This is a genomic window from Halostella sp. PRR32, from assembly GCF_034808085.1.
GTDB lineage: Archaea > Halobacteriota > Halobacteria > Halobacteriales > Natronoarchaeaceae > Halostella > Halostella pelagica.
The window spans coordinates 809,387-828,820 of the sequence record NZ_JAXHGL010000002.1; the positions used below are offsets into that span (position 1 = coordinate 809,387).

At 67.1% G+C, this 19,434-nt stretch carries 21 protein-coding genes; 12 read left to right on the top strand and 9 right to left on the bottom strand.

Annotated features, from left to right (window positions below; all coding sequences use genetic code 11):
- Positions 1-130: 130 nt before the first annotated feature.
- A complete protein-coding gene (locus tag SM753_RS09175) occupies positions 131-1,369 on the bottom strand; it encodes an ABC transporter permease (protein WP_323191365.1) in 1,239 nt (412 codons plus the stop codon).
- On the bottom strand, positions 1,366-2,073 hold the full coding sequence (locus SM753_RS09180) for an ABC transporter ATP-binding protein (protein WP_323191366.1): 708 nt from the start codon (positions 2,071-2,073) through the stop codon (positions 1,366-1,368). Before SM753_RS09180 ends, SM753_RS09175 begins: the two co-directional genes overlap by 4 nt.
- Before the next feature lie 130 nt (positions 2,074-2,203).
- On the opposite strand from SM753_RS09180, the gene rpiA reads away from it, so the two are divergent.
- The gene (rpiA, locus tag SM753_RS09185) at positions 2,204-2,890 is read left to right on the top strand and encodes a ribose-5-phosphate isomerase RpiA (RefSeq protein WP_135536784.1); all 687 of its coding nucleotides are present in this window, start codon (positions 2,204-2,206) and stop codon (positions 2,888-2,890) included.
- A 36-nt stretch (positions 2,891-2,926) separates the two neighbouring features.
- Here the strand turns inward: rpiA and SM753_RS09190 are convergent, their stop codons facing one another.
- Positions 2,927-3,094 carry a DUF1931 family protein gene (locus tag SM753_RS09190; RefSeq protein WP_135536783.1) on the bottom strand — a complete coding sequence of 56 codons (168 nt, stop codon included), beginning with the start codon at positions 3,092-3,094 and terminating at the stop codon, positions 2,927-2,929.
- 203 nt (positions 3,095-3,297) lie between these two features.
- Here SM753_RS09190 and larB point away from each other — a divergent pair, with 203 nt between their 5' ends.
- On the top strand, positions 3,298-4,071 hold the full coding sequence (gene larB / locus SM753_RS09195; RefSeq protein ID WP_323191367.1) for a nickel pincer cofactor biosynthesis protein LarB: 774 nt from the start codon (positions 3,298-3,300) through the stop codon (positions 4,069-4,071).
- Between the two features lie 399 nt (positions 4,072-4,470).
- On the top strand, positions 4,471-4,710 hold the full coding sequence (locus SM753_RS09200; protein ID WP_135536781.1) for a GIY-YIG nuclease family protein: 240 nt from the start codon (positions 4,471-4,473) through the stop codon (positions 4,708-4,710).
- Here SM753_RS09200 and SM753_RS09205 read toward each other — a convergent pair.
- Positions 4,707-5,297 (bottom strand): NAD(P)H-dependent oxidoreductase, encoded by a 591-nt coding sequence (locus tag SM753_RS09205; RefSeq protein ID WP_323191368.1) that lies wholly within the window; start codon positions 5,295-5,297, stop codon positions 4,707-4,709. The genes SM753_RS09200 and SM753_RS09205 overlap by 4 nt on opposite strands.
- Positions 5,298-5,460: 163 nt before the next feature.
- Between SM753_RS09205 and SM753_RS09210 the strand changes: the two genes are divergently transcribed.
- Positions 5,461-6,840 (top strand): phosphoglucomutase/phosphomannomutase family protein, encoded by a 1,380-nt coding sequence (locus tag SM753_RS09210; RefSeq protein ID WP_323191369.1) that lies wholly within the window; start codon positions 5,461-5,463, stop codon positions 6,838-6,840.
- A 24-nt stretch (positions 6,841-6,864) separates the two neighbouring features.
- Positions 6,865-7,026: a hypothetical protein gene (locus SM753_RS09215; RefSeq protein WP_168192905.1), complete on the top strand. Its 162-nt coding sequence runs from the start codon at positions 6,865-6,867 to the stop codon at positions 7,024-7,026.
- Between the two features lie 81 nt (positions 7,027-7,107).
- Here SM753_RS09215 and SM753_RS09220 read toward each other — a convergent pair whose 3' ends face one another.
- The 3 genes from SM753_RS09220 to SM753_RS09230 all read right to left on the bottom strand — a co-directional run bounded on the left by SM753_RS09220 (position 7,108) and on the right by SM753_RS09230 (position 8,871).
- A complete protein-coding gene (locus SM753_RS09220; protein ID WP_323191370.1) occupies positions 7,108-7,521 on the bottom strand; it encodes a GNAT family N-acetyltransferase in 414 nt (137 codons plus the stop codon).
- A complete protein-coding gene (locus SM753_RS09225; RefSeq protein WP_135536777.1) occupies positions 7,518-7,715 on the bottom strand; it encodes a ubiquitin-like small modifier protein 2 in 198 nt (65 codons plus the stop codon). The genes SM753_RS09220 and SM753_RS09225 overlap by 4 nt, the downstream gene beginning before the upstream one ends.
- Positions 7,716-7,812: 97 nt before the next feature.
- Entirely contained in the window at positions 7,813-8,871 is a 1,059-nt protein-coding gene (locus SM753_RS09230; RefSeq protein WP_323191371.1) for a polymer-forming cytoskeletal protein, read from the bottom strand.
- Positions 8,872-8,976: 105 nt separating this feature from the next.
- On the opposite strand from SM753_RS09230, the gene SM753_RS09235 reads away from it, so the two are divergent.
- The gene (locus SM753_RS09235) at positions 8,977-9,960 is read left to right on the top strand and encodes a replication factor C small subunit (RefSeq protein WP_323191372.1); all 984 of its coding nucleotides are present in this window, start codon (positions 8,977-8,979) and stop codon (positions 9,958-9,960) included.
- Between the two features lie 15 nt (positions 9,961-9,975).
- Here the strand turns inward: SM753_RS09235 and SM753_RS09240 are convergent, their stop codons facing one another.
- Entirely contained in the window at positions 9,976-11,838 is a 1,863-nt protein-coding gene (locus tag SM753_RS09240; protein ID WP_323191373.1) for an ATP-binding protein, read from the bottom strand.
- A 188-nt stretch (positions 11,839-12,026) separates the two neighbouring features.
- Between SM753_RS09240 and alaS the strand changes: the two genes are divergently transcribed.
- Positions 12,027-14,801, top strand: coding sequence for an alanine--tRNA ligase (gene alaS / locus SM753_RS09245; protein WP_323191374.1), 2,775 nt, complete (start codon positions 12,027-12,029; stop codon positions 14,799-14,801).
- Position 14,802: 1 nt separating this feature from the next.
- On the top strand, positions 14,803-15,129 hold the full coding sequence (locus SM753_RS09250) for a hypothetical protein (RefSeq protein ID WP_323191375.1): 327 nt from the start codon (positions 14,803-14,805) through the stop codon (positions 15,127-15,129).
- Positions 15,130-15,146: 17 nt separating this feature from the next.
- Here the strand turns inward: SM753_RS09250 and SM753_RS09255 are convergent, their stop codons facing one another.
- Positions 15,147-16,352 (bottom strand): HD domain-containing protein, encoded by a 1,206-nt coding sequence (locus SM753_RS09255; RefSeq protein WP_138796447.1) that lies wholly within the window; start codon positions 16,350-16,352, stop codon positions 15,147-15,149.
- An 80-nt stretch (positions 16,353-16,432) separates the two neighbouring features.
- On the opposite strand from SM753_RS09255, the gene SM753_RS09260 reads away from it, so the two are divergent.
- From SM753_RS09260 to SM753_RS09275, 4 genes are all read left to right on the top strand, one after another.
- Entirely contained in the window at positions 16,433-16,699 is a 267-nt protein-coding gene (locus tag SM753_RS09260) for a hypothetical protein (protein WP_323191376.1), read from the top strand.
- A gap of 139 nt (positions 16,700-16,838) precedes the next feature.
- Complete coding sequence (locus SM753_RS09265) at positions 16,839-17,633, top strand: alpha/beta fold hydrolase (RefSeq protein WP_135536769.1); 795 nt, start codon at positions 16,839-16,841, stop codon at positions 17,631-17,633.
- A 92-nt stretch (positions 17,634-17,725) separates the two neighbouring features.
- The gene (locus SM753_RS09270) at positions 17,726-18,427 is read left to right on the top strand and encodes a type 1 glutamine amidotransferase (protein WP_323191377.1); all 702 of its coding nucleotides are present in this window, start codon (positions 17,726-17,728) and stop codon (positions 18,425-18,427) included.
- 145 nt (positions 18,428-18,572) lie between these two features.
- A complete protein-coding gene (locus tag SM753_RS09275) occupies positions 18,573-19,406 on the top strand; it encodes a hypothetical protein (protein ID WP_323191378.1) in 834 nt (277 codons plus the stop codon).
- Positions 19,407-19,434 lie beyond the last annotated feature (28 nt).

The window sequence follows — 19,434 nt, forward strand, 5'->3', positions numbered from 1 at the left end:
ACAGGGAAGTGAAAGTGAAACTGTACGGAAGCGTCGAGGTGGATGTGCTCGAAGTGAAAGGGTTTAGTAAGGAAAAGCGGGGCGCGGCGGGCCGCCGGCCCGCGGCGGTTCCGTCGAGAGACACTCGCGTCTATTCGTATCGTAGCGCCTCGATCGGGTCCGTCCGCGCGGCACGCCATGCGGGATAGAGACCGGAGACGATGCCGACCAGCACGCCCACGCCGACGGCGATGGCGAACCACTCGAACGGGTAGGAAAGCGGTAGATCCGCGTACTCGGTAGCGGCCCATCCGGCGACGGCTCCCAGGACCGTCCCGCCGACGGCGCCGATGACGCCGAGGATCGCCGCCTCGGTGAGAAACAGCGTCAACACGTCGCGGTTTTGCGCGCCGACGGCTTTCATGATCCCGATCTCGCGGGTCCGCTCGGTGACGCTGACGAGCATGATGTTGGCGATGCCGATAGCGCCGACGACCAGCGAGATGACGGCGATGCCGGTGACGAACGCCGTCACGCGGTCGAGGATGTCGCGTATCTGGTCCAGCAGTTCGCCGCCGGTCTGGAGCGTCAGTTCGAGGTCGTCGCCGAGATAGTCGCTGGCGTCGGAGGCGTTGCTCGTCAGGTAGTCGCGGGCGCTGTCGCGGGTCGTCTCGACCGTCCGAGGCGACTCGGCTTCGACGATCACCGAGAGGTAGCGCGGGTCGTCGGTCGCCTCGCCCGCGAGGTCGAGATACACCGGGTCGGCGGGGAGATACACCCGCGGGTCCTCGCCGAACCCCTCGAACGGTCCCTGTCCCTCGGACGTGTCGAGGATGCCGACGACGGTGACGTTGACCGCGCTGTCACCCGGGACGGAGACGGTGATTCGGTCACCGACGGAGACGTTCCCCTCGAACTGGGCGGCCGCCGCGGGATTGAGAACCGCCTCGCGCTCCCCCTCGGTGAACTGTCTCCCGTCGTCTATCTGCTCTGAGTCGAGATACTCGGGACCGGTCGCGATCACTCCCTGGCGTATCGGGACGGTGTCGTTGCCGTGGGCCATCGACTCCGTCGGGAGCGGCGTCCAGGGGTAGGCCGCCGCGACGTCTTCGAGGTCTCTGAGCTCCGTGACGTCCCGCTGGGTGAAGACCAGTTCCGCGCCCTCCCCGGGTCCGCCGCCCTGATCCGGTGGACTGCCCCAGACGTAGATCCGGTTCGTGTCACCGGTTTCGACGTCGCCGAGGATGCCCGCTTCGAGGCTGACGCCCAGCGTGACGAAGGTGATGACGGCGGCGATACCGATGACGACGCCCAGCGTCGTGAGCGTCGAGCGAAGGGTGTGGCCGCGGATCGACCGCCAGGAGAGGCGGAGGCTCTCTCGGAGTTTCATCCGGCGGCTCCCGGGTCGCGGAGTGGTTCCACCCGCTCGACGCGTCCGTCTAGCAGGTGGACGATTCGGTCGGCCCGCTCGGCGATGTGGCGCTCGTGCGTGACGACGAGAACGGTGTTACCCGCCGCGCGGGCCTCGTCGAACAGGTCCATGATGATCGCGCCTGTTTCCGTATCCAGGTTGCCGGTCGGTTCGTCCGCAAGGACGAGTGTCGGGTCCGTGACGAGGGCGCGGGCGATGGCGACGCGCTGACGCTGGCCGCCGGAGAGTTCGTTTGGGCGGTGGTCGCCGCGGTCGCCGAGGCCGACCCGTTCGAGGATCTCGTCCGCGCGCTCGGTCCGCCGCGAACCCGGAACGCCCTGGAATATCAGCGGGAGCGCGACGTTCTCTCGGGCAGTGAGCTTCGGCATGAGGTTGAACGTCTGGAAGACGAACCCGATCTCGTCGCCGCGCAGGGAGGTTCGGTCGCGGTCGCTCAGTTCCGTCACGTCCGTCCCGTCGACCGTCACCGTCCCCTCGGTCGGCGTATCGAGACAGCCGACGAGGTTCATTAGTGTGCTTTTTCCGGAGCCGCTTGGACCCATCACCGCGGTGTAGGACCCGCGGTCGAGAGTGAGGTCGACGCCGTCCAGAGCGTGGACGGGTTCGCCCACGCGATACGTCTTGCGAACGTCCCCGAGCGTCACTGCGGGGTCATCACCCATAGCGACCTTCTAGGGTCGGATCATCCAAAAACGTGACCCGGCGCACGACGGGCGGCAGTTCGACTGCGTCTCCGAACGTCCTCCGTTGCACTCCCGAGCTTTTTTGCGTCCCCGAACGGCGTACTCGCGTATGAAGACCAGCGGCGGCACGACGGAAGCAAAGCGCAGGGCCGGCGAACGCGCGGCCGAGGCGGTCGAGGACGGGATGGTCGTGGGGCTCGGCACCGGAAGCACCGCGGCTCACGCCATCCGCGCCCTCGGCGACGCCGTCGACGCCGGTCTCGACGTTCGGGGCGTTCCAACCTCGTTCCAGTCGCGCCAGCTGGCGATCGAAGCGGGGATACCGCTGGTCTCGCTGGACGAAGTCGACACCGTCCACCTGGCGGTCGACGGGGCGGACCAGTTCGCAGGTGGTGACCTGATCAAAGGCGGCGGCGCGGCCCACGCCCGCGAGAAGATCGTGGACGTGACGGCCGAGCGTCTGGTCGTCGTCGCGGACCCGTCGAAGGCCGCCGAGCAACTCGACCGCCCGGTCCCGGTTGAGGTGCTTCCGGCCGCGCGTCCGCTCGTCGTGCGGCGCGTCGGCGCGCGCGGCGGCGACCCCGAACTGCGCGCGGCGGAGCGCAAAGACGGGCCGGTCGTCACGGACAACGGGAACCTCGTGCTCGACTGCGATTTCGGTGCTATCGAAGACCCTGCGGAACTGGCGGCGTGGCTGTCGGAACTCCCGGGCGTCGTCGAACACGGCCTCTTCGTGGGCGTTGCGGACGAGATACTCGTCGGTCACGAGGACGGCGTCGACGCGAAAAAAACCTGAGACGGCGCGAGGCCGTTCAGCTAACGGGGTCCCTACTTACAGGTCGCGCGGCTGGACCGTCTTCCGGTCGTTCGCTTCGGCGCGCTCCGCGGCGTTCTCGAGGAGTTCGTCGACTTCCCCGTCGAGCGCCTCGTAGAAGTCGGAGGCAACGTTCTTGTCGTCGAGCGCTTCTTTGACGGCTGCTTTGACAATGAGGTCTGCCATACGACCTGGGATTGCCCGGCACCCTTTATAAGATTTCTCAAATCGCGCGGCGAGCGGCCCTGAGTCGGGCGTACAGCGACGAATTCCTGTTAGAGTGCGGAAATATAAACCAAGCACTTTAATATGGGGAGGCGAATCGGGTGCGAGCCAGTACCGACGCGCGGAACGAAAAGGCGGTAGTAGTTCCAGCGCGGACCCGGAGTATGCGCGAGATACTCGAAGCGGTCGCGACGGGCGACCTGTCGCCCGCTCAGGCCGAGGCCCAGTTACGGGGCTACGCGACGGGCGATGCCGGGCGGTTCGACGCCGCCCGCGAACAGCGACGCGGCGTCCCGGAAGCCGTGTACGCGGAGGGGAAGACAGCCGCGGAAGTGGCGGAACTGGTCGCCACGGCCGTCGAAACGACCGGTCGCGGGATCGCGACTCGCATCGACGACGAGCAGGTCGCCGCTGTCCGGGAGCGGATAGAGGAGGCGTTCCCGGACGCCGAGGTGGAACATCGGGAGCGCTCCGCCGTGCTCGCGGTCCACAGCGCGACGTTCGACTTTCCGGACGTTGACGCGACAGTCTGCGTGGTGACGGGCGGGACGGTCGACGCCGGTCCGGCCGGCGAGGCGGTCGCTATCGCGACGGAAATGGGCGCGACCGTCGAGCGGATCGAGGACGTCGGCGTGGCGAGCATCGCCCGACTTCTCGACCAGGTAGAGACGCTCCGCGCGGCTGACGTCCTCGTCGTCGCCGCCGGCCGCGAAGGCGCACTTCCGACGGTCGTCGCGGGATTAGTCGACACGCCGGTGATCGGGCTTCCCGTGTCGAGCGGGTACGGACACGGGAGCGACGGTGAAGCGGCCCTCTCGGGAATGCTCCAGTCGTGTACCGTCCTCTCGACGGTCAACGTCGACGCCGGGTTCGTCGCCGGCGCTCAGGCGGGACTCATCGCCAGAGCGATCGAGGGAGATAGCGGTTCACAAAAGTAAGGTCGCTGTAATCCGATATTTGTATTGATCTGCGTGCGATCGAGTGCATGGACCGAAAAGAAATATTCTCGGAACCGCAAATCTGGTCCAAATTTGGAAAGAATATATGTGGGTGCGCATCCAACCCTAAACCACCGGCACCGAAGTGCCGGATGAGACCAATGCCCACCTGTGACCACTGCGAAGCGCACGTGTCCGAACGGTTCGTGCGCGTCTTCGCAGACGAACGCGGGCGTATCTATGCGTGTCCGAGCTGTTCGGCGAACGCAGGAATCGCCGAGGCGGCACGACAGCGCGCCCGCGGTTCGTGACGACCGCTGAGACCGATAGCGGACGACTACCACGCGAAGCCTTCCTCTTCCGCGCTGTTTTTGCCCCGTCCCGACACACCACTCGACAGTGAGTCACTACGTGTACGTTCTGGAGTGCGCAGACGGGACGTACTACACGGGGTACACGACGGACGTTTCCCGACGCGTCGCGGAACACGACGCCGGCGAGGGCGCGAAGTACACCCGCGGCCGGACGCCGGTGGAACTGGTGTACTCGGAGTCGTTCGACTCGCAGTCGGCGGCCATGTCGCGGGAGTACGAGATCAAACAGCTCACTCGGGAGGAGAAGGAGCGGTTAGTCCCCTAGTCGTCGGCCGCCGCCTCGGACCCGGAGACGACGGGGTCCGACTCGGCGTGTTCGGTGACCAGTCGGCCCAGTTTCTCGACGCGGTCTTGTAGGTCGTCGTCGACGAACGCGCGGCCGTCGGGCGCGTCCGCATCCGCCTCGAACTGGTCGTACACGTTCGGGATACCGACCTGATGCGGGAGGACCCACCCGTGGACGCCGCGGATCGTGATCCGCATGTGGTCTAACGTGCTGCCGTAGGAACTCCCTCCGGCGACGGTGAGCAGGCCGGTGACTGTCTCTTCGAACTCGTCGTAGCTCCAGTAGTCGTGGACGTTTCGGAAGGCGGCGGAGTAGGAGTTGTGGTACGTCGGCGAGCCGAGGATGAGACCGTCCGCTTCGCGGGTCTTCCGCTTGACGAGTTCGCTGTCGCCGGGCTCGTCTAGGTCGGGATCGTACAGCGGCAGGTCGTACTCGCGAAGATCGAGCAACTCGGCATCGGCACCGGCGTGTTCGGCGGCCCGAAGCGCGTAGACGAGCGCTGTCCGCGTGTAGCTCTCATCGCGGAGGCTCCCGGGAACGGCGACGATACGAGGTGTGTCGGTCATTGTTTCGTCTAGTCGACGAACGCGTAAAGCCGCTCTGCCAAACCGGCGTGTCGGGGTCAGCGGCGTCCGGTCGTCGCTCCGTAACCGCCGGGCGGTTACAGGCCGTGGTCACCGTTCGAGGTCCGGCGCGGGTTTTTTCGCAGTCGACGGTGTTGGAGGCGGTATGGAGACGCCGATCACGTTCGGAACTGACGGGTGGCGCACCACCCTGGAAGAGTTCACCGCGCCCCGCGTGCGGATGGTCGGACAGGCCGTCGCGACGTATCTGGCGGACGAATGCCGCGGCGACGACCCCGTCGCCGTGGGCTACGACGCCAGAGAGAGTTCCCGCGGGTTCGCCGAGGAACTCGCTCGGGTGCTCGCCGCGAACGGCCACGACGTTGTGATGCCCGAGCGCGACCGACCGACGCCGCTCGTCGCCTGGGCCATCGTCGACCGCGACCTCGCGGGGGCGTTCATGGTGACGGCGTCGCACAACCCCCCGGAGTACAACGGCGTGAAGTTCATCCCGGACGACGGCGCGCCGGCGCTACCCGAAGTGACGGACGCCATCGAGGAGCGCCTCGCCGACCCGGACCCGCTCCCGCCCGAACAGCACGGGAGCATCCGCGAAACCGACCTGACGGCGTCGCACTTCGACCACGCGATGGATCTGGTCGACGCGGACCTCTCGGATCTCACCGTGGTCTACGACGCGATGCACGGAAGCGGCCGCGACACGACGGACGCTCTCCTCGAACGGGCGGGCGCGACCGTCGAACGCCGCCGGTGCGAACGCGACCCGGAGTTCGGCGGCGGTGCCCCGGAACCGAGCGAGGAGAACCTCACGGGCCTGGTCGACGCCGTCCGCGAACGCGACGCCGACCTCGGGATCGCGAACGACGGCGACGCCGACCGCATCGCTATCGTCACGCCCGAGCGCGGGTTCCTCGACGAGAACCTCTTTTTCGCCGCCGTCTACGACCACCTGCTCGCGTCGGAGTTGGGGCCCGCGGTCCGGAGCGTCTCGACGACGTTCCTGATAGACCAGATCGCCGAGGCCCACGGCGAGGACGTCGTCGAGACGCCGGTCGGATTCAAGTGGGTCGCGCAAGCGATGGCCGAACACGACGCCCTCGTCGGCGGCGAGGAGAGCGGCGGATTCACCGTCCGCGGTCACGTCCGCGAGAAAGACGGCGTGCTGATGGCGCTGCTCGCCGCCGCCGCGGCGGACGAAGAGTCGCTCGACGCCCGCGTCGCCCGCCTGCTCGACGAACACGGCGAGATCCATCAGGGCAGGATCTCCGTGGACTGCCCCGACAGCGAGAAAGACCGCGTGATCGACGAACTCGAAGGCGTGATTCCCGACGAGGTAGCCGGTGCCGCCGTCGAGGATATCGTCACCGTCGACGGGTTCAAACTGCTTCTCGACGACGGGTCGTGGACGCTCGTCCGTCCGAGCGGGACGGAGCCGAAACTCCGGGTGTACGCCGAGGCCGACAGCGAGGAACGGGTCGAGGCGTTGCTGGCGGACGGGCGTGAACTTGTGAAACCGCTGATTTAACTCGCCGGGCCGCGACGGGGAGGTATGGTCTCGCAGGAGACGAAGATATCGCTCGCATTCGTCCTCGCCGGCGTCGTCCTCTGGTATCTCACGTCCATCACCGTCGAGAACGACCTGTGGGCGTGGATCGTCCTCGTCGGGGTCGGCGTGCTCGCGCCGACCGTCATCAACGAACGCCGCGGTTAGCCTATAGCAGAAATCAAACGCAATGACACACTCGACCAGCACCCGGAGTGCCGGTCGATGTGTACATAGTTTCAATTCCTGCTATATCGTCCCGCGAAGGCGCTCCTCGCCCTCGCCGGTCGGCTCTATCTCGAATCCCAGCGACTCGTAGAACGGGCGCACGCCGGGATCGAAGTCGGCGGTGAGGCGGTCGGCGCGTTCGGCCGCGGCCTCGACGAGCGCGGTCCCTATCCCCTGTCCGCGCCGTGAGCGGCGGACGGCGACTGCCTCGACGTGCGCGCCCCTATCCCGCGGGTCGAGGACGAGCGCGCCGAGGACGGTGTCGTCAGCGACGGCTACCAGCGCGTCTCCGCGGTCGATCGCGCCCGCAACGTCGCCCGGTTCGAGCATCGCGGCGTCGAGAACGCGGCGGACCGCGACGCGCTCGGCCGGCCGAGCCTCGCGGACGGCGACGGCGTCGGTCGCGCGTGAGCGCCCGGACTCGGACCCCGTCATCCGCCCTTGATCAACCGAACGACGGTGACGCGGTCGGTCTCGACCGGCTGGTCCTCCGGGACGGGCCGGCCCTCGACCATCACCGACACCTCGTGCGGCGAGAGGTCGATCTCGGCGAGCAGGTCGGCGTAGGTCGGATCCGGCACGGATAACTCGTGCGTCTCCTCGCCAGCGACCTCGACGGTGACGTCCATAGGCGAGCCTTGCCGACGGTCGGTCGTAAGCGTGTCGTCACGGGAGCGGAGCCGTTCTTGCGACCCGCTCTCCGACAGCCTCAGGAGACGGACAGCCTCAGGAGAAGTCGACGGACGGGTCGTCGGTCGCCGCTCCACCGCGGCGGCGGCGACGGTAGCCGCCGACGAGGACGCCGACGAACGCGCCGAGGCCGACCAGGAACACGAGCAGTCCGAACAGGCCGCCGGCGATCGGGACCTGCGTCACCAGCGCGACGACCACGAGACCGACGACGAGCGCCAGCCAGCGGTTGGCGATCTCCGTGAGCGAGAGGAGTCCCTCGCCGACGACGTACGCGCCGTAGACGCTGCCGACCCACGCGAGGAAGAGAAAGAGAAAGAGCCACACGAACGCGAGCGGGATGCCGACGATCGTCACGAGGAGCAAGACGAAGAGGACCGGCGCTATCAGCAGTGTCGCGAGACCGAACCCGCCCGCCCGGAACGGGTTGTTCAGACCGTAGCCGGCGACGCGGGCCGAGAACGACGGGAGAAGCGCCAACAGGAGCGCGCCGAGTAGCAGGTTCGTGAGGAACCCGTAGACTGTCCCCGCCCACGCGAAGCGGGGCGGTTGCGGACCGGGTGCTATCGACGCGTCGCGGATCGTCTCTCCGCCTATCGTCGCACCCTCGGCGACGGTTAGCTCCCCGTCGTACCGCAGGTCGGACTGCACGACCGCCGTCGACCCGAGCGTTATCGACCCGGAGGCGATCTCGGCCGCGCCGACCGTGCCGTCGACGGTCACCGACCCCGCGGCCGCTTCGAGGGTCCCGCTGACGGTTCCGTTCTCGGCGATCACGACGTTGCCGCCGGCCGCTGTGACGTCGCCGCCGACGTCCCCGGCGATCCGGACGTTGCCGGAGAACGCCTCGACGTTGCCCTGCACCTCGCCCTCGATGATCACGTTACCGCCGGCGACGGTAAGGTCGCCGGTGACGGTTCCCCTGACGATCACCGTTCCGCCGGCGGCGGCGAGGTCGCCGCCGACGGTTTCGTCCGCACTGACGACGACCGTGTCGCCGCTGCGTGTCTCCTGTGCTACCGCGACGCCGGGCAGGAGCGCCAGGACGACGAGCAGGGCGAGAACGGCGGCGGGCGCGCTTCGACTGCGGTTCATACGCGTGTAGACGACGGATACGGCAAAAAGTGTGCGCCCGTCGACCGGACCGGTACGCTGTCGACTCTCGGGGGCTTTATCATCGTCAGGGCCCACCACCGAGATATGAGTACGGCGGACGCCGACGACGAACCGACGCCGGGTCGGAACGAGATCTGGATCGAGAAGTACCGCCCGACGTCGCTCTCCGACATCCTCGGACAGGAGGAGATCACGGACCGTCTGAAGAGCTACATCGAGCGCGACGAACTGCCCAACCTCATGTTCTCGGGCGAGGCCGGCATCGGCAAGACGACCGCGGCCACGAACATCGCCCGCGAGGTGTACGGCGACGACTGGGAGGAGAACTTCCTCGAACTCAACGCCTCCGACGAACGCGGGATCGACGTGGTCCGGGGTCGCATCAAGGACTTCGCGCGGGCGAGTTTCGGCAACTACGATTACCGCATCATCTTCTTAGACGAGGCGGACTCGCTGACCAGCGACGCCCAGTCCGCGCTGCGCCGGACGATGGAGCAGTTCTCCGGCAACACCCGCTTCATCCTCTCCTGTAACTACTCCAGCCAGATCATCGACCCGATCCAGTCTCGCTGTGCGGTCTTCCGGTTCTCGCCGCTGTCGGACGAGGCCGTCGAGGAACAGATCCGCCAGATCGCCGACATCGAGGGGATCGAACTCACCCAGGACGGGGTCGACGCCATCGCTTACGCCGCCGACGGCGACATGCGCAAGGCGATAAACGCCCTCCAGGCCGCCGCCGTGATGGGCGAGACGGTCGACGAGGACGCAGTGTTTACCATCACCAGCACCGCCCGCCCCGAGGAGGTGCGTGAGATGGTGACGACGGCCCTGAACGGCGATTTCGTCGCCGCGCGGTCGACGCTCGACGAACTGCTCACCGAGAAAGGGATCGCCGGCGGCGACGTGATAGACCAGTTACATCGTTCGGTCTGGGAGTTCGACCTCGGCGACGAGGCGGCCGTCCGACTGATGGACCGCGTCGGCGAGGCCGACTACCGCATCACCGAGGGAGCGAACGAACGCGTGCAGTTGGAGGCGCTGCTGGCGTCGCTGGCGCTCGAAGACTGACTCCGACCGACTGTCTCACTCTCCGACCGAGAACTCGAATCGCGCGCCGCCGCTTTCGCTCTCGACCACATCGACCGTCCAGCCGTGGGCCTCGGATATCTGTTCGACGATGGAGAGGCCGTAGCCAGTTCCGTTCTCGTGAGTCGTGTACCCCGACTCGAAGACGAGCGACCGTTCGTCTTCGGGGATGCCGGGACCGTTATCAGCGACGAAAAAGCCGCCCTCGAAGTCGCCGACGCGGACGCGAGCCGTGTCGGACCCGCGGTCGCGCGTCTCGTCGGTGTCGGACTGGTCGCTCGTCGACCCGTGCTCGATGGCGTTCCTGAAGAGGTTACGGAGAAGGTCGCCGAGGCGGTCCTCGTCGGCGTCGACGACTCGTTCCGTCTCCACGAGTAGCGTGCACTCATCGGTGTCGACCGACGCCCAGGCCTCGGTCGCCACGACGCGGAGTTCGACCGGGCCCATCTCGCCCACGATGTCGCCCTGTCGGGCGAGCGAGAGGAGTTCGTCTATCATCCGTCCCATCCGGTCGTGAGCGGCCGCCACCTGGTCGAAATGCTCGCCGTCGCCGGACTCTCGCGCCAGGTCGAGGAAGCCGCTCGCGACGTTTAGCGGGTTGCGCAGGTCGTGGCTGACGATGCTCGCGAACTCGTCTAACCGCTCGTTCTGCCGTTCGAGTTCCCGCTCTCGGCGCTTCTGGTCGGTGATGTCGGTGTAGACGGAGTAGCCCTGTTGGCTCCGTTCTCCCACCTCAAGGGGAGCGACGTGCAGGAGGAAATCGCGGACGCCGTCGGCCGTCTTTCGGCGGACCGTGGTCTGGAACCGCTCGCCCGCGACCACCGACTGGTTGATCTCCTCCGCCGCCTCGACCCGTCCGTCGGGAACGACGTAGTCGTCGAGGTTCTCGCCGACTATCTCCGCGGCGTCGTAGCCGAACGTCTCCTCGAACTGGCCGTTGATATCCGCGACGACCGGGGCCCCGTCCTCGATCTCGTAGCTGACGACCGAGTCGGGGACGTTCTCGAACAGGGCGGCGAACCGGTCCCGTTCGGTGACGAGTTCCGCTTCGCGCCCCAGCAGCGCCTCCTCGGCGAGGATCCGCTTTCGCGTCTCCGCGACGTGCGAGAGGAGCAGTTCCGCGAGTTCGCGGTCGCGTTCGTCGAACGCACCGATCTCCGTCGCCGCCGCCTGGAAGAGCGCGGCGTCACCGACGGGGACCGAGAGGATAGAGCGGTATCGGTCGCTCGCCAGTTCGGCGTCGTCGTCGTTTCGAACGTCGTCGACGAGCACCGATTCCCCCGTCCGGTGCGTCCGGCCAGCGATACCCTCTTCGACGGAGAGTCGGTTGAACCCCTCGTCGGCCATACCGGTTGAAACGGACCGCGGGATGAGGTATCCGTCCTCGACTTTGTCGATGCCGCAGATGTCGAAATCGAGGATCCGCTCCGCGGCCTCGATCGTCCGGTCGAACAGTTCCTGTTCCGTCCGGCAGGCGACGAGGTCCGCGGCGCTCGCGTGGAGGGCCTCGATCCGCTCCATGTTCGACTCGGACCGGGTGGCCCACGTCGCCTGGTCGACTACTCGGTCGATGTCCGGGTCGTCGGGGTCGTAGCGGACGTAGCCAGCGGTCCCGTCAACCGGAATCTCCGAGGGTGGGTCGGCGCTCCACACGACGACCGGAACCGAAAGGTCCGCGTGGCGACAGTCGCGGACGAACGCCGCGTCCGCAACCAGGCAGTCGACAGTCGGTGAGGAGGAGACCGCATCGGGCGACGACACGTCGGCTGACAGGTCCGGCCGCCCGTCGATAGCGTCGGCTGTTTCGGCTCGACGCACCGCGTCCGAAACGACGAAGAGAACGCTCAGCGACCGCACCATCGTGCATCAGTCATTCAAGTTAGGTTACATTAGTTAGAACTAGTGACAGTATAACGGTTGTGGTTGATCGTTCACATACAACCGAGAACGGGAACAGTCGCCGATACGGCTGCACGCGACGGGCCGCAGGCGGGCGATCCAGCGTTTACGGAACTGTTATACGGGCTGCGGAGCCACATTCCTGTATCATGAGCGAGCTCGAAGCGGAGTACCGTCTCGAATATTTCGAGACGAACGACTTCGTCCGAAAGGAGTGTACGGAGTGTGGCGCTCACTTCTGGACGCGGGACGAGAGCCGCACGACCTGTGGCGAACCGCCCTGCGAGGAGTACGGGTTTATCGACAATCCCGGTTTCGACGACGAACACAGCTTAGAGGAGATGCGCGAGGAGTTTCTCTCCTTTTTCGAGGCACACGACCACGAGCGCATCGACCCCTATCCGGTCGCGGCGAACCGCTGGCGCGACGACGTGTTGCTGACTCAGGCGTCTATCTACGACTTCCAGCCGCTGGTCACGAGCGGCCAGACGCCGCCGCCGGCGAACCCGCTCACCATCAGCCAGCCCTGCATCCGGATGCAGGACATCGACAACGTCGGGAAGACTGGCCGGCACACCATGGCGTTCGAGATGATGGCCCACCACGCGTTCAACACGCGAGAGGACGTCGACCCCGACAAGTACGCCTACCACGGCGAGGTGTACTGGAAGGACCAGACCGTCGAGTACTGCGACGAGTTCTTCGAGTCGATGGGCGCGAACGTCGAGGAGATCACCTACATCGAAGACCCGTGGGTCGGCGGCGGCAACGCCGGGCCGGCAATCGAGGTCATCTACCGCGGGGCCGAACTCGCCACGCTGGTCTTCATGTCGATGGAGCAAGACCCCGACGGCGAGTACGAGATGAAAGACGGCAACCGCTACTCGAAGATGGACACCTACGTCGTCGACACCGGCTACGGGCTGGAGCGGTGGACGTGGGTGAGCCAGGGGACGCCGACCGTCTACGAGGCGGTCTACCCCGACATGATCGACTTCCTCAAGGACAACGCCGGGGTCGACCTCACCGACCACGAGGAGGCTGTTGTCCACCACGCCGCGAAACTCGCCGGCCACATGGACATCGACGAGGCCGAGGACATGGAGGCCGCCCGCGACACCATCGCCGACGAGATAGGCATCGACGCGGCGGACTTAGAGGAACTGATGGAGCCGCTGGAGGACATCTACGCCATCGCCGACCACTGCCGGACGCTCGCGTACATGCTCGGCGACGAGATAGTCCCCTCGAACGTGGGGACGGGCTATCTCGCCCGGATGGTGCTCCGACGGACGAAGCGGCTCTGTGACAACGTCGGCGTCGACGCGCCGCTGGACGAACTCGTCGACATGCAGGCCGAGCGCCTGGAGTACGAGAACCGCGACACCGTCCGCGACATCGTCCGAACGGAGGTCGAGAAGTACCGCGAGACGCTAGACCGCGGCTCCCGTCGCGTCGAACAGCTCGCCGAGGAGTACAGCCAGTCGGACGACCCCATCCCGACCGAGGAACTCATCGAACTGTACGACTCGCACGGCATCCAGCCGGACATGGTCGAAGAGATAGCCGACGAGAAGGGCGCGTCGGTGGAGACGGTCGACGACTTCTACGGTCTCGTCGCCGAGCGCCACGACACCGGCGGAGCCCTCGAAGCGGAGACCGAGGGGGACGAGCGCCTGCAGGACCTGCCCGAGACCGACCGCCTCTACTACGAGGACCAGGAAGGCACCGAGTTCGAGGCCGTCGTCCTCGACGTGTTCGAACGCGAGGACGGGTACGACGTCGTCCTCGACCAGACCATGTTCTACCCGGAGGGTGGCGGCCAACCCGCCGACACCGGGTCACTCTCGACTGACGAGGCGACCGTCGAGGTGACCGACGTTCAGCGCGTCGACGGCGTGATCCTCCACCGCACGGACGGAGAACCGGGGAAAGGCGAGTTCGTCCGCGGCAAGATAGACGCCGGCCGCCGCCGGCAGTTGATGCGTCACCACACTGCGACGCACGTCGTCATCCACTCGGCGCGCGAGGTGCTCGGCGACCACATCCGACAGGCGGGCGCACAGAAAGGCGTCGACTCCTCGCGGATCGACTTCAACCACTACGACCGCATCTCCCGCGAGGAGATAAAGGAGATAGAGCGGGTCGCAAACGAGATCGTGATGGAGAACACGTCGGTCAGCGAGGAGTGGCCCCACCGCAACGAGGCCGAGGCGGAGCACGGCTTCGACCTCTATCAGGGCGGCATCCCGCCGGGAACGAACATCCGTCTCATCCACGTCGCCGAGGACGTGCAGGCCTGCGGCGGGACGCACGTCAACAGGACGGGCGACATCGGCGCGATCAAGGTGCGCTCGACCGAACGCGTCCAGGACGGCGTCGAGCGGATCACCTTCGCCGCGGGCGAGGCCGCGATCGAGGGCACCCAGCGGTCCGAAGACGCGCTCTACGAGGCCGCCGAGATACTCGACGTGACCCCCGAGCAAGTGCCCGAAACCGCCGAGCGGTTCTTCGGCGAGTGGAAAGAACGGGGCAAGCGCATCGAGGAACTGAAGGAGGAACTCGCCGCGGCGCGCGCAGGGGGCGCGGGCGGCGGCGAAGAGGTCGATGTCGGCGACGCGACGGCGGTCGTCCAGCGACTCGACGCCGACATGGACGAACTCCGCGCCACCGCGAACGCGCTGGTCGAGGAGGGGAAGATAGCCGTCCTCGGAAGCGAGTCCGACGGTGCGCAGTTCGTCGTCGCGGTGCCCGAGGGCGTGAACGTCAACGCCGGCGACGTGGTCGGCGAACTCGCCGGAAAGGTCGGCGGCGGCGGCGGCGGACCGCCAGACTTCGCGCAGGGCGGCGGCCCCGACACCGACGCGCTCGACGACGCGCTCGACGACGCGCCGGACGTACTCAGACAGGTACGGAACGCCTGACATGGACGGGTCCGAGTACGACGCGCTCGTCGACCGCCTCGCCGACAGGGTGATCGGTTCGCTCCGCGACGAGGACGGACGCCGGATCGACGGCGCGGACGACGACGACGCACTCTGGTCGGCCGTTGGTGCGTTCGTCCCCGAGATGGAGGCGGACGTCTGCGAAGCGGTGCTCGACAACGCCGCCGCAGAGCCCCTCGACGACCTCGTCGAGGAGGTCGCGGCCATGCGGGAGTCGGACGAGAACGAGCAGTTGCGAGCGGAGGCGTTCACCGTTCTCCTGCAGGACGTCAACGCTCGCGTCGCGGCGCGGGACGGCTACCAGTAGAGCGTCTCGTCTCCGGGTTATCGCACCGGGTCGCCGGCCGCCGTTTCCACCGTCGCGTCCCCCGCGTCGAGGTCGAGTACCGCAACGGCGGCCCGTCCGACTGTTTCTGCGAGTTCCTCGGGCGCGTACACGCCGAGTCGCCACTGCGTCCGCTGGGCGGCCTGTAACCCCTGGACGAGCGCGGACTGCTCGTGGAGGCGGCGGACGTCGCCGTTGACGACGACCCGCGTCGAGGACTCCGGCATACTGGGGCGACCCGGACTGTCCAGGATCACCGCCCGCTCGGGGACGCCAGCGTCCTCGGCTATCTCGGTTTCGAGCGCGCGCACTCGCTCGTGGTCCGCCCCGACAACCGTTTCGGGGACGGCGTCGAGTTCCGCCCACACTGCGCGCTTGTACAGGTCGCGCGTCGCAAGGCGGGCCGCGCCCTCGGCCGTCTCGTCGTGCCGGCGCAGCGCCGCCATCAGTTCGTCGTCGGTCATCCGGGCGAACTCCTCGGGTGCGAGGTCCGTCGCGTCGAGCAACCGCTCGCAGACCCGTTCGAGCATCGCACCGGCGATCCGCGAGACGTGGTGGCGGTACACCGTCGCGTTCATCAGCGCCCGAGCGACGAGTACGCTCTCCGCGGTTGCGACGTTGCCCTCGGCCAGCGCCAGGTCGCCGTCGACCAGCGTGAGCGACCGGAGCAGGCGGCCGTGGTCGATAGTGCCGTACGGCACGCCGGTGTGGTGAGCGTCCCGCACCAGGTAGTCCATGCGGTCGACGTCCAGTTCTCCCGAGACGAGTTGGCCGAGTTCCCCCTCGCCCGCGACCAGGTCCGCCACGACGTCGGCGTCGAGTCCGTGCGATTCGAGGACGGCCGCGAGTTCCCCTTCGCCGAGGAGGCCGTGGATGTCGTCGTGGTGACGGCCGAGTCGCCGCCTGATGATCCCCTCCGTCTGGTGGCCGTACGGCCCGTGACCGACGTCGTGCAGGAGCGCAGCGGCCTGAACCGCCTCGGCCCGGGAGCCGTCGACGCCGAGTTGGTCGAGCGCACGTCCGGCGAGGTGGTAGACGCCGAGGCTGTGTTCGAACCGCGTGTGGTTAGCAGAGGGGTAGACGAGACGAACGGTCGAGAGTTGCTTGACGTAGCGCAGACGCTGGACCGCTTCGGCGTCCAGCAGGTCCCGCGCCACGCCGTCGACGTCGACGTAGTCGTGGACGGAGTCCTTGATCGCGTTCATGCACACCCTGTGACAGCGCGGGGGCAAAAACCGGTCGGGATGGCGAACGGTTTATTGTACGCCCGCCGTTCGGCGAACGTATGCATCCGAAACGGCTGGCGGACATCCTGTTTTTCTACGCGGGCGTACTGAACGTCGCGCAGTACGTGACCGCTCACGGCGTGCAGGTAGTGCCGGGGTCGGCGTGGCAACTGTTCACTGGCTTCCTGTTCTGTCTGTACGCGGCCTACCGGTGGACCCGTCTGGATGACGAGGCGGGTCCGACCGAGTACGGCCCGTTTATATACTTCCTCGTTGCTCTGTGCGTAGTGCTGACGGTGATCACGGTCGGTTTCGCTGCTTCCTGACCGCCGCTGGTGGCGGACGGAGCGACGCTGCACCGAATGGGTCGATAGACGAACCGGTACGGCCGACGCGACTGATGCGGGCGTCGAACCGGCGTGACAGCGAGGCGGTTAAGATGCCGGCGGACCGTAGCCACGACAGATGCCGACCGCGAGCAACGAGGACACGTCGCTGTACTACGACATATCGGGCGAGGGAATCGCCGGCGAAACCGTCGCGTTCGTCGGGGACGTGGGGTACGGCGCGTGGCTCTGGGGGTGGCAACAGCCGGCCGTATCGGGGCCGTTCGAGGCGCTGGTCTGGGACTTGCGCGGGACGGGTCGCTCGGACGCGCCGCCGGGGCCGTACGACGTCGCAACGCTTGCCGACGACCTGGAGGCCGTGCTGTCGGACGCCGGCGCGCGGAACGCCCACCTCGTCGGCGTTGGACTGGGCGGGCTGGTCGCGCTGGAGTACGCCCACCGACACTCGCGGGCCGAAACGCTGACTCTCATGAGCACCGCCGCGAGCGGCGACGAGTTCGAAGCGCCGGAACGGAACCTGTTTGCAGACCCCGGCGACGAGGCGGCGCTCCGCGGGTCGCTCGACGCGGCGTTCTCTCCCGGGTTCCGCGAGCGCCAACCGGACGTGGTCGATGGTATCGTCGAGTGGCGACGCGACGGCGACGCAAAACCGGACGCCTGGCGGGCGCAGGCCGCGGCGCTGGAGAGCTACGACGCCGGACCGCTGTACGAGATCACGTGCCCCGCGTTCGTGATGTGCGGCGAGGACGACCCCGTAGTGTCCGTTTCGGCGGCCGAGAGCCTCGCCGCGGAACTGCCGAAGGGCGAACTGGCTGCGTTCGAGGGTCGCCACCTCTTTTTCGTCGAGCGGTCGCGGCCGGTGAACGACCGACTGCAGGGCTTCCTGGAGGAACACGCGGACCTCGAACTGTGAGCGGTGCCGCGGCGCGACCGCCTGTCACGAACTTCGGCAGAAGTACCGGACAGGCGAAACGCACTTCTCCCCGGGTGTACTGAATGCAACTGATGAGTCGACCGCGTATCGCCGTGCTGAACGCCGCACACGATCCCGAGCACAACCGTCGAAACTTCCGGCGGGAGCTCGACGCCGATGTCGTGGAGTTCGACGTCGTCAGTCAGGAGCTCCCGGAGACGTTCGATTTCGACGGCTGTCTCGTCACGGGCTCTCGGGCGTCAGTATACTGGGACGAGGAGTGGATCGACCCCACCAAAGAGTGGGTCGAGACGGCTATCGACCGCGGCCTTCCGTTCCTCGGCGTCTGTTGGGGACACCAGCTCCTCGCAGACGTGCTCGGCGGGCGCGTCGAACCCATGGGCGAGTACGAGATCGGCTACCGGACGGTCGAGCGAACTGGCGAGTCGCCGCTGCTCGCTGGCGTCGACGAGGCGTTCACTGCGTTTACCACCCACTCCGACGCCGTCGTCGACCTGCCGCCGGGCGCGGAGCGCCTCGCGGAGAACGACTACTCGATCCACGCCTTCCGAAAGGACCGCGTCTTCGGCGTCCAGTTCCACCCCGAGTACGACATGGAAACCGCCGAGTCGGTGACGAAAGGAAAGGACCTGCCGGACCAGCGGATCCAGGCCGTGCTTGACGGCATCAACGAGGAGAACTACGCGGCCGCCTGCGAGGCCAAGACGCTGTTCGACAACTATCTCGAGTTCGTGCGGGAACTCCGAACCGGCGAACCGTCGGCCGCAGACTGATACTGTCGGCTGTACTCCCTTGAAGAATATCGGACCCCCCGGAGGCCCGAGTATCGTTACGAAGGTACAGCCGACAGTCTGAGTCCGCCGAACCGACCGCGTTGCGACTGAACTTATTTACTTCGCGAGAATGAAACCGGGACCGATGAGTGCCCCGTGCGCCCTCGATTCCCTTCGCCAACCGGAGTACACCGGCGATAACCGCTGTACGCCGTGTACTCTCGTAAACGTCGCGCTCGCGCTCGCTGGTAGCGCCGCCGCGGCGTGGCTGACCGCGACCACGGTGGGGCCGACCGTGGGCACCGCCGCGGGTATCTCGGCGTTTGCCCTGGCGACGGTGACCATCTACCTTCGCGGCTATCTCGTCCCCGGGACCCCCCGACTCACGAAGCGCTACCTTCCCGACCGCGTGTTGGGATGGTTCGACAAAGCGCCGGAACCGGCGACCGGGGCGACCGCCGCGGAGACCGCGCCGGAGGAGAACGTGAATCCCGAGCGGGCCCTTCTGGACGCGAACGCGGTCGAACCCTGCGAGGACATCGACGATCTCTGTCTGACCGACGCGTTCCGCGACGCGTGGCGCGACGCGAGAACCGAGGATATCACCGCCGAAGACGCCCTCGATGCCCTGGGCCTCGACCGGTCGGACTGCACGCTCGAATCGCACGACGACGCCTACCGCCTCACGCAGGACGGACGGCATCTCGCCCAGTGGCCGTCGAAGGCCGCGCTGATGGCCGACGCGGCAGGGGCACGGGCGCTCGCGGACAGCTATGCGGGGTGGTCCGGTCTCGCTCCCGCGAGTCGCGGACGACTGCTGAGCGGGCTTCGCCTGTTCGTAGAGACCTGTCCAGTCTGCGACGGACAGGTGTCGCTCGGCGAGGAGACCGTCGAATCCTGCTGTCGGTCGTACGAGGTAGTGGCGGTCACGTGCGAGGACTGCGAGGCCCGTCTGCTGGAGGAGCGCTGGCAGGGATAGTGGCAAGACTTGCGGTGCGCTTTTTACG

Coding starts and splice junctions, on each gene's coding strand:
- SM753_RS09175 (WP_323191365.1), bottom strand. CDS start 1,369: ATGAAACTCCGAGAGAGCCTCCGCCTCTCCTGGCGGTCGATCCGCGGC.
- SM753_RS09180 (WP_323191366.1), bottom strand. CDS start 2,073: ATGGGTGATGACCCCGCAGTGACGCTCGGGGACGTTCGCAAGACGTAT.
- rpiA (WP_135536784.1), top strand. CDS start 2,204: ATGAAGACCAGCGGCGGCACGACGGAAGCAAAGCGCAGGGCCGGCGAA.
- SM753_RS09190 (WP_135536783.1), bottom strand. CDS start 3,094: ATGGCAGACCTCATTGTCAAAGCAGCCGTCAAAGAAGCGCTCGACGAC.
- larB (WP_323191367.1), top strand. CDS start 3,298: ATGCGCGAGATACTCGAAGCGGTCGCGACGGGCGACCTGTCGCCCGCT.
- SM753_RS09205 (WP_323191368.1), bottom strand. CDS start 5,297: ATGACCGACACACCTCGTATCGTCGCCGTTCCCGGGAGCCTCCGCGAT.
- SM753_RS09210 (WP_323191369.1), top strand. CDS start 5,461: ATGGAGACGCCGATCACGTTCGGAACTGACGGGTGGCGCACCACCCTG.
- SM753_RS09215 (WP_168192905.1), top strand. CDS start 6,865: ATGGTCTCGCAGGAGACGAAGATATCGCTCGCATTCGTCCTCGCCGGC.
- SM753_RS09220 (WP_323191370.1), bottom strand. CDS start 7,521: ATGACGGGGTCCGAGTCCGGGCGCTCACGCGCGACCGACGCCGTCGCC.
- SM753_RS09225 (WP_135536777.1), bottom strand. CDS start 7,715: ATGGACGTCACCGTCGAGGTCGCTGGCGAGGAGACGCACGAGTTATCC.
- SM753_RS09230 (WP_323191371.1), bottom strand. CDS start 8,871: ATGAACCGCAGTCGAAGCGCGCCCGCCGCCGTTCTCGCCCTGCTCGTC.
- SM753_RS09235 (WP_323191372.1), top strand. CDS start 8,977: ATGAGTACGGCGGACGCCGACGACGAACCGACGCCGGGTCGGAACGAG.
- SM753_RS09240 (WP_323191373.1), bottom strand. CDS start 11,838: ATGGTGCGGTCGCTGAGCGTTCTCTTCGTCGTTTCGGACGCGGTGCGT.
- alaS (WP_323191374.1), top strand. CDS start 12,027: ATGAGCGAGCTCGAAGCGGAGTACCGTCTCGAATATTTCGAGACGAAC.
- SM753_RS09250 (WP_323191375.1), top strand. CDS start 14,803: ATGGACGGGTCCGAGTACGACGCGCTCGTCGACCGCCTCGCCGACAGG.
- SM753_RS09255 (WP_138796447.1), bottom strand. CDS start 16,352: ATGAACGCGATCAAGGACTCCGTCCACGACTACGTCGACGTCGACGGC.
- SM753_RS09260 (WP_323191376.1), top strand. CDS start 16,433: ATGCATCCGAAACGGCTGGCGGACATCCTGTTTTTCTACGCGGGCGTA.
- SM753_RS09265 (WP_135536769.1), top strand. CDS start 16,839: ATGCCGACCGCGAGCAACGAGGACACGTCGCTGTACTACGACATATCG.
- SM753_RS09270 (WP_323191377.1), top strand. CDS start 17,726: ATGAGTCGACCGCGTATCGCCGTGCTGAACGCCGCACACGATCCCGAG.
- SM753_RS09275 (WP_323191378.1), top strand. CDS start 18,573: ATGAGTGCCCCGTGCGCCCTCGATTCCCTTCGCCAACCGGAGTACACC.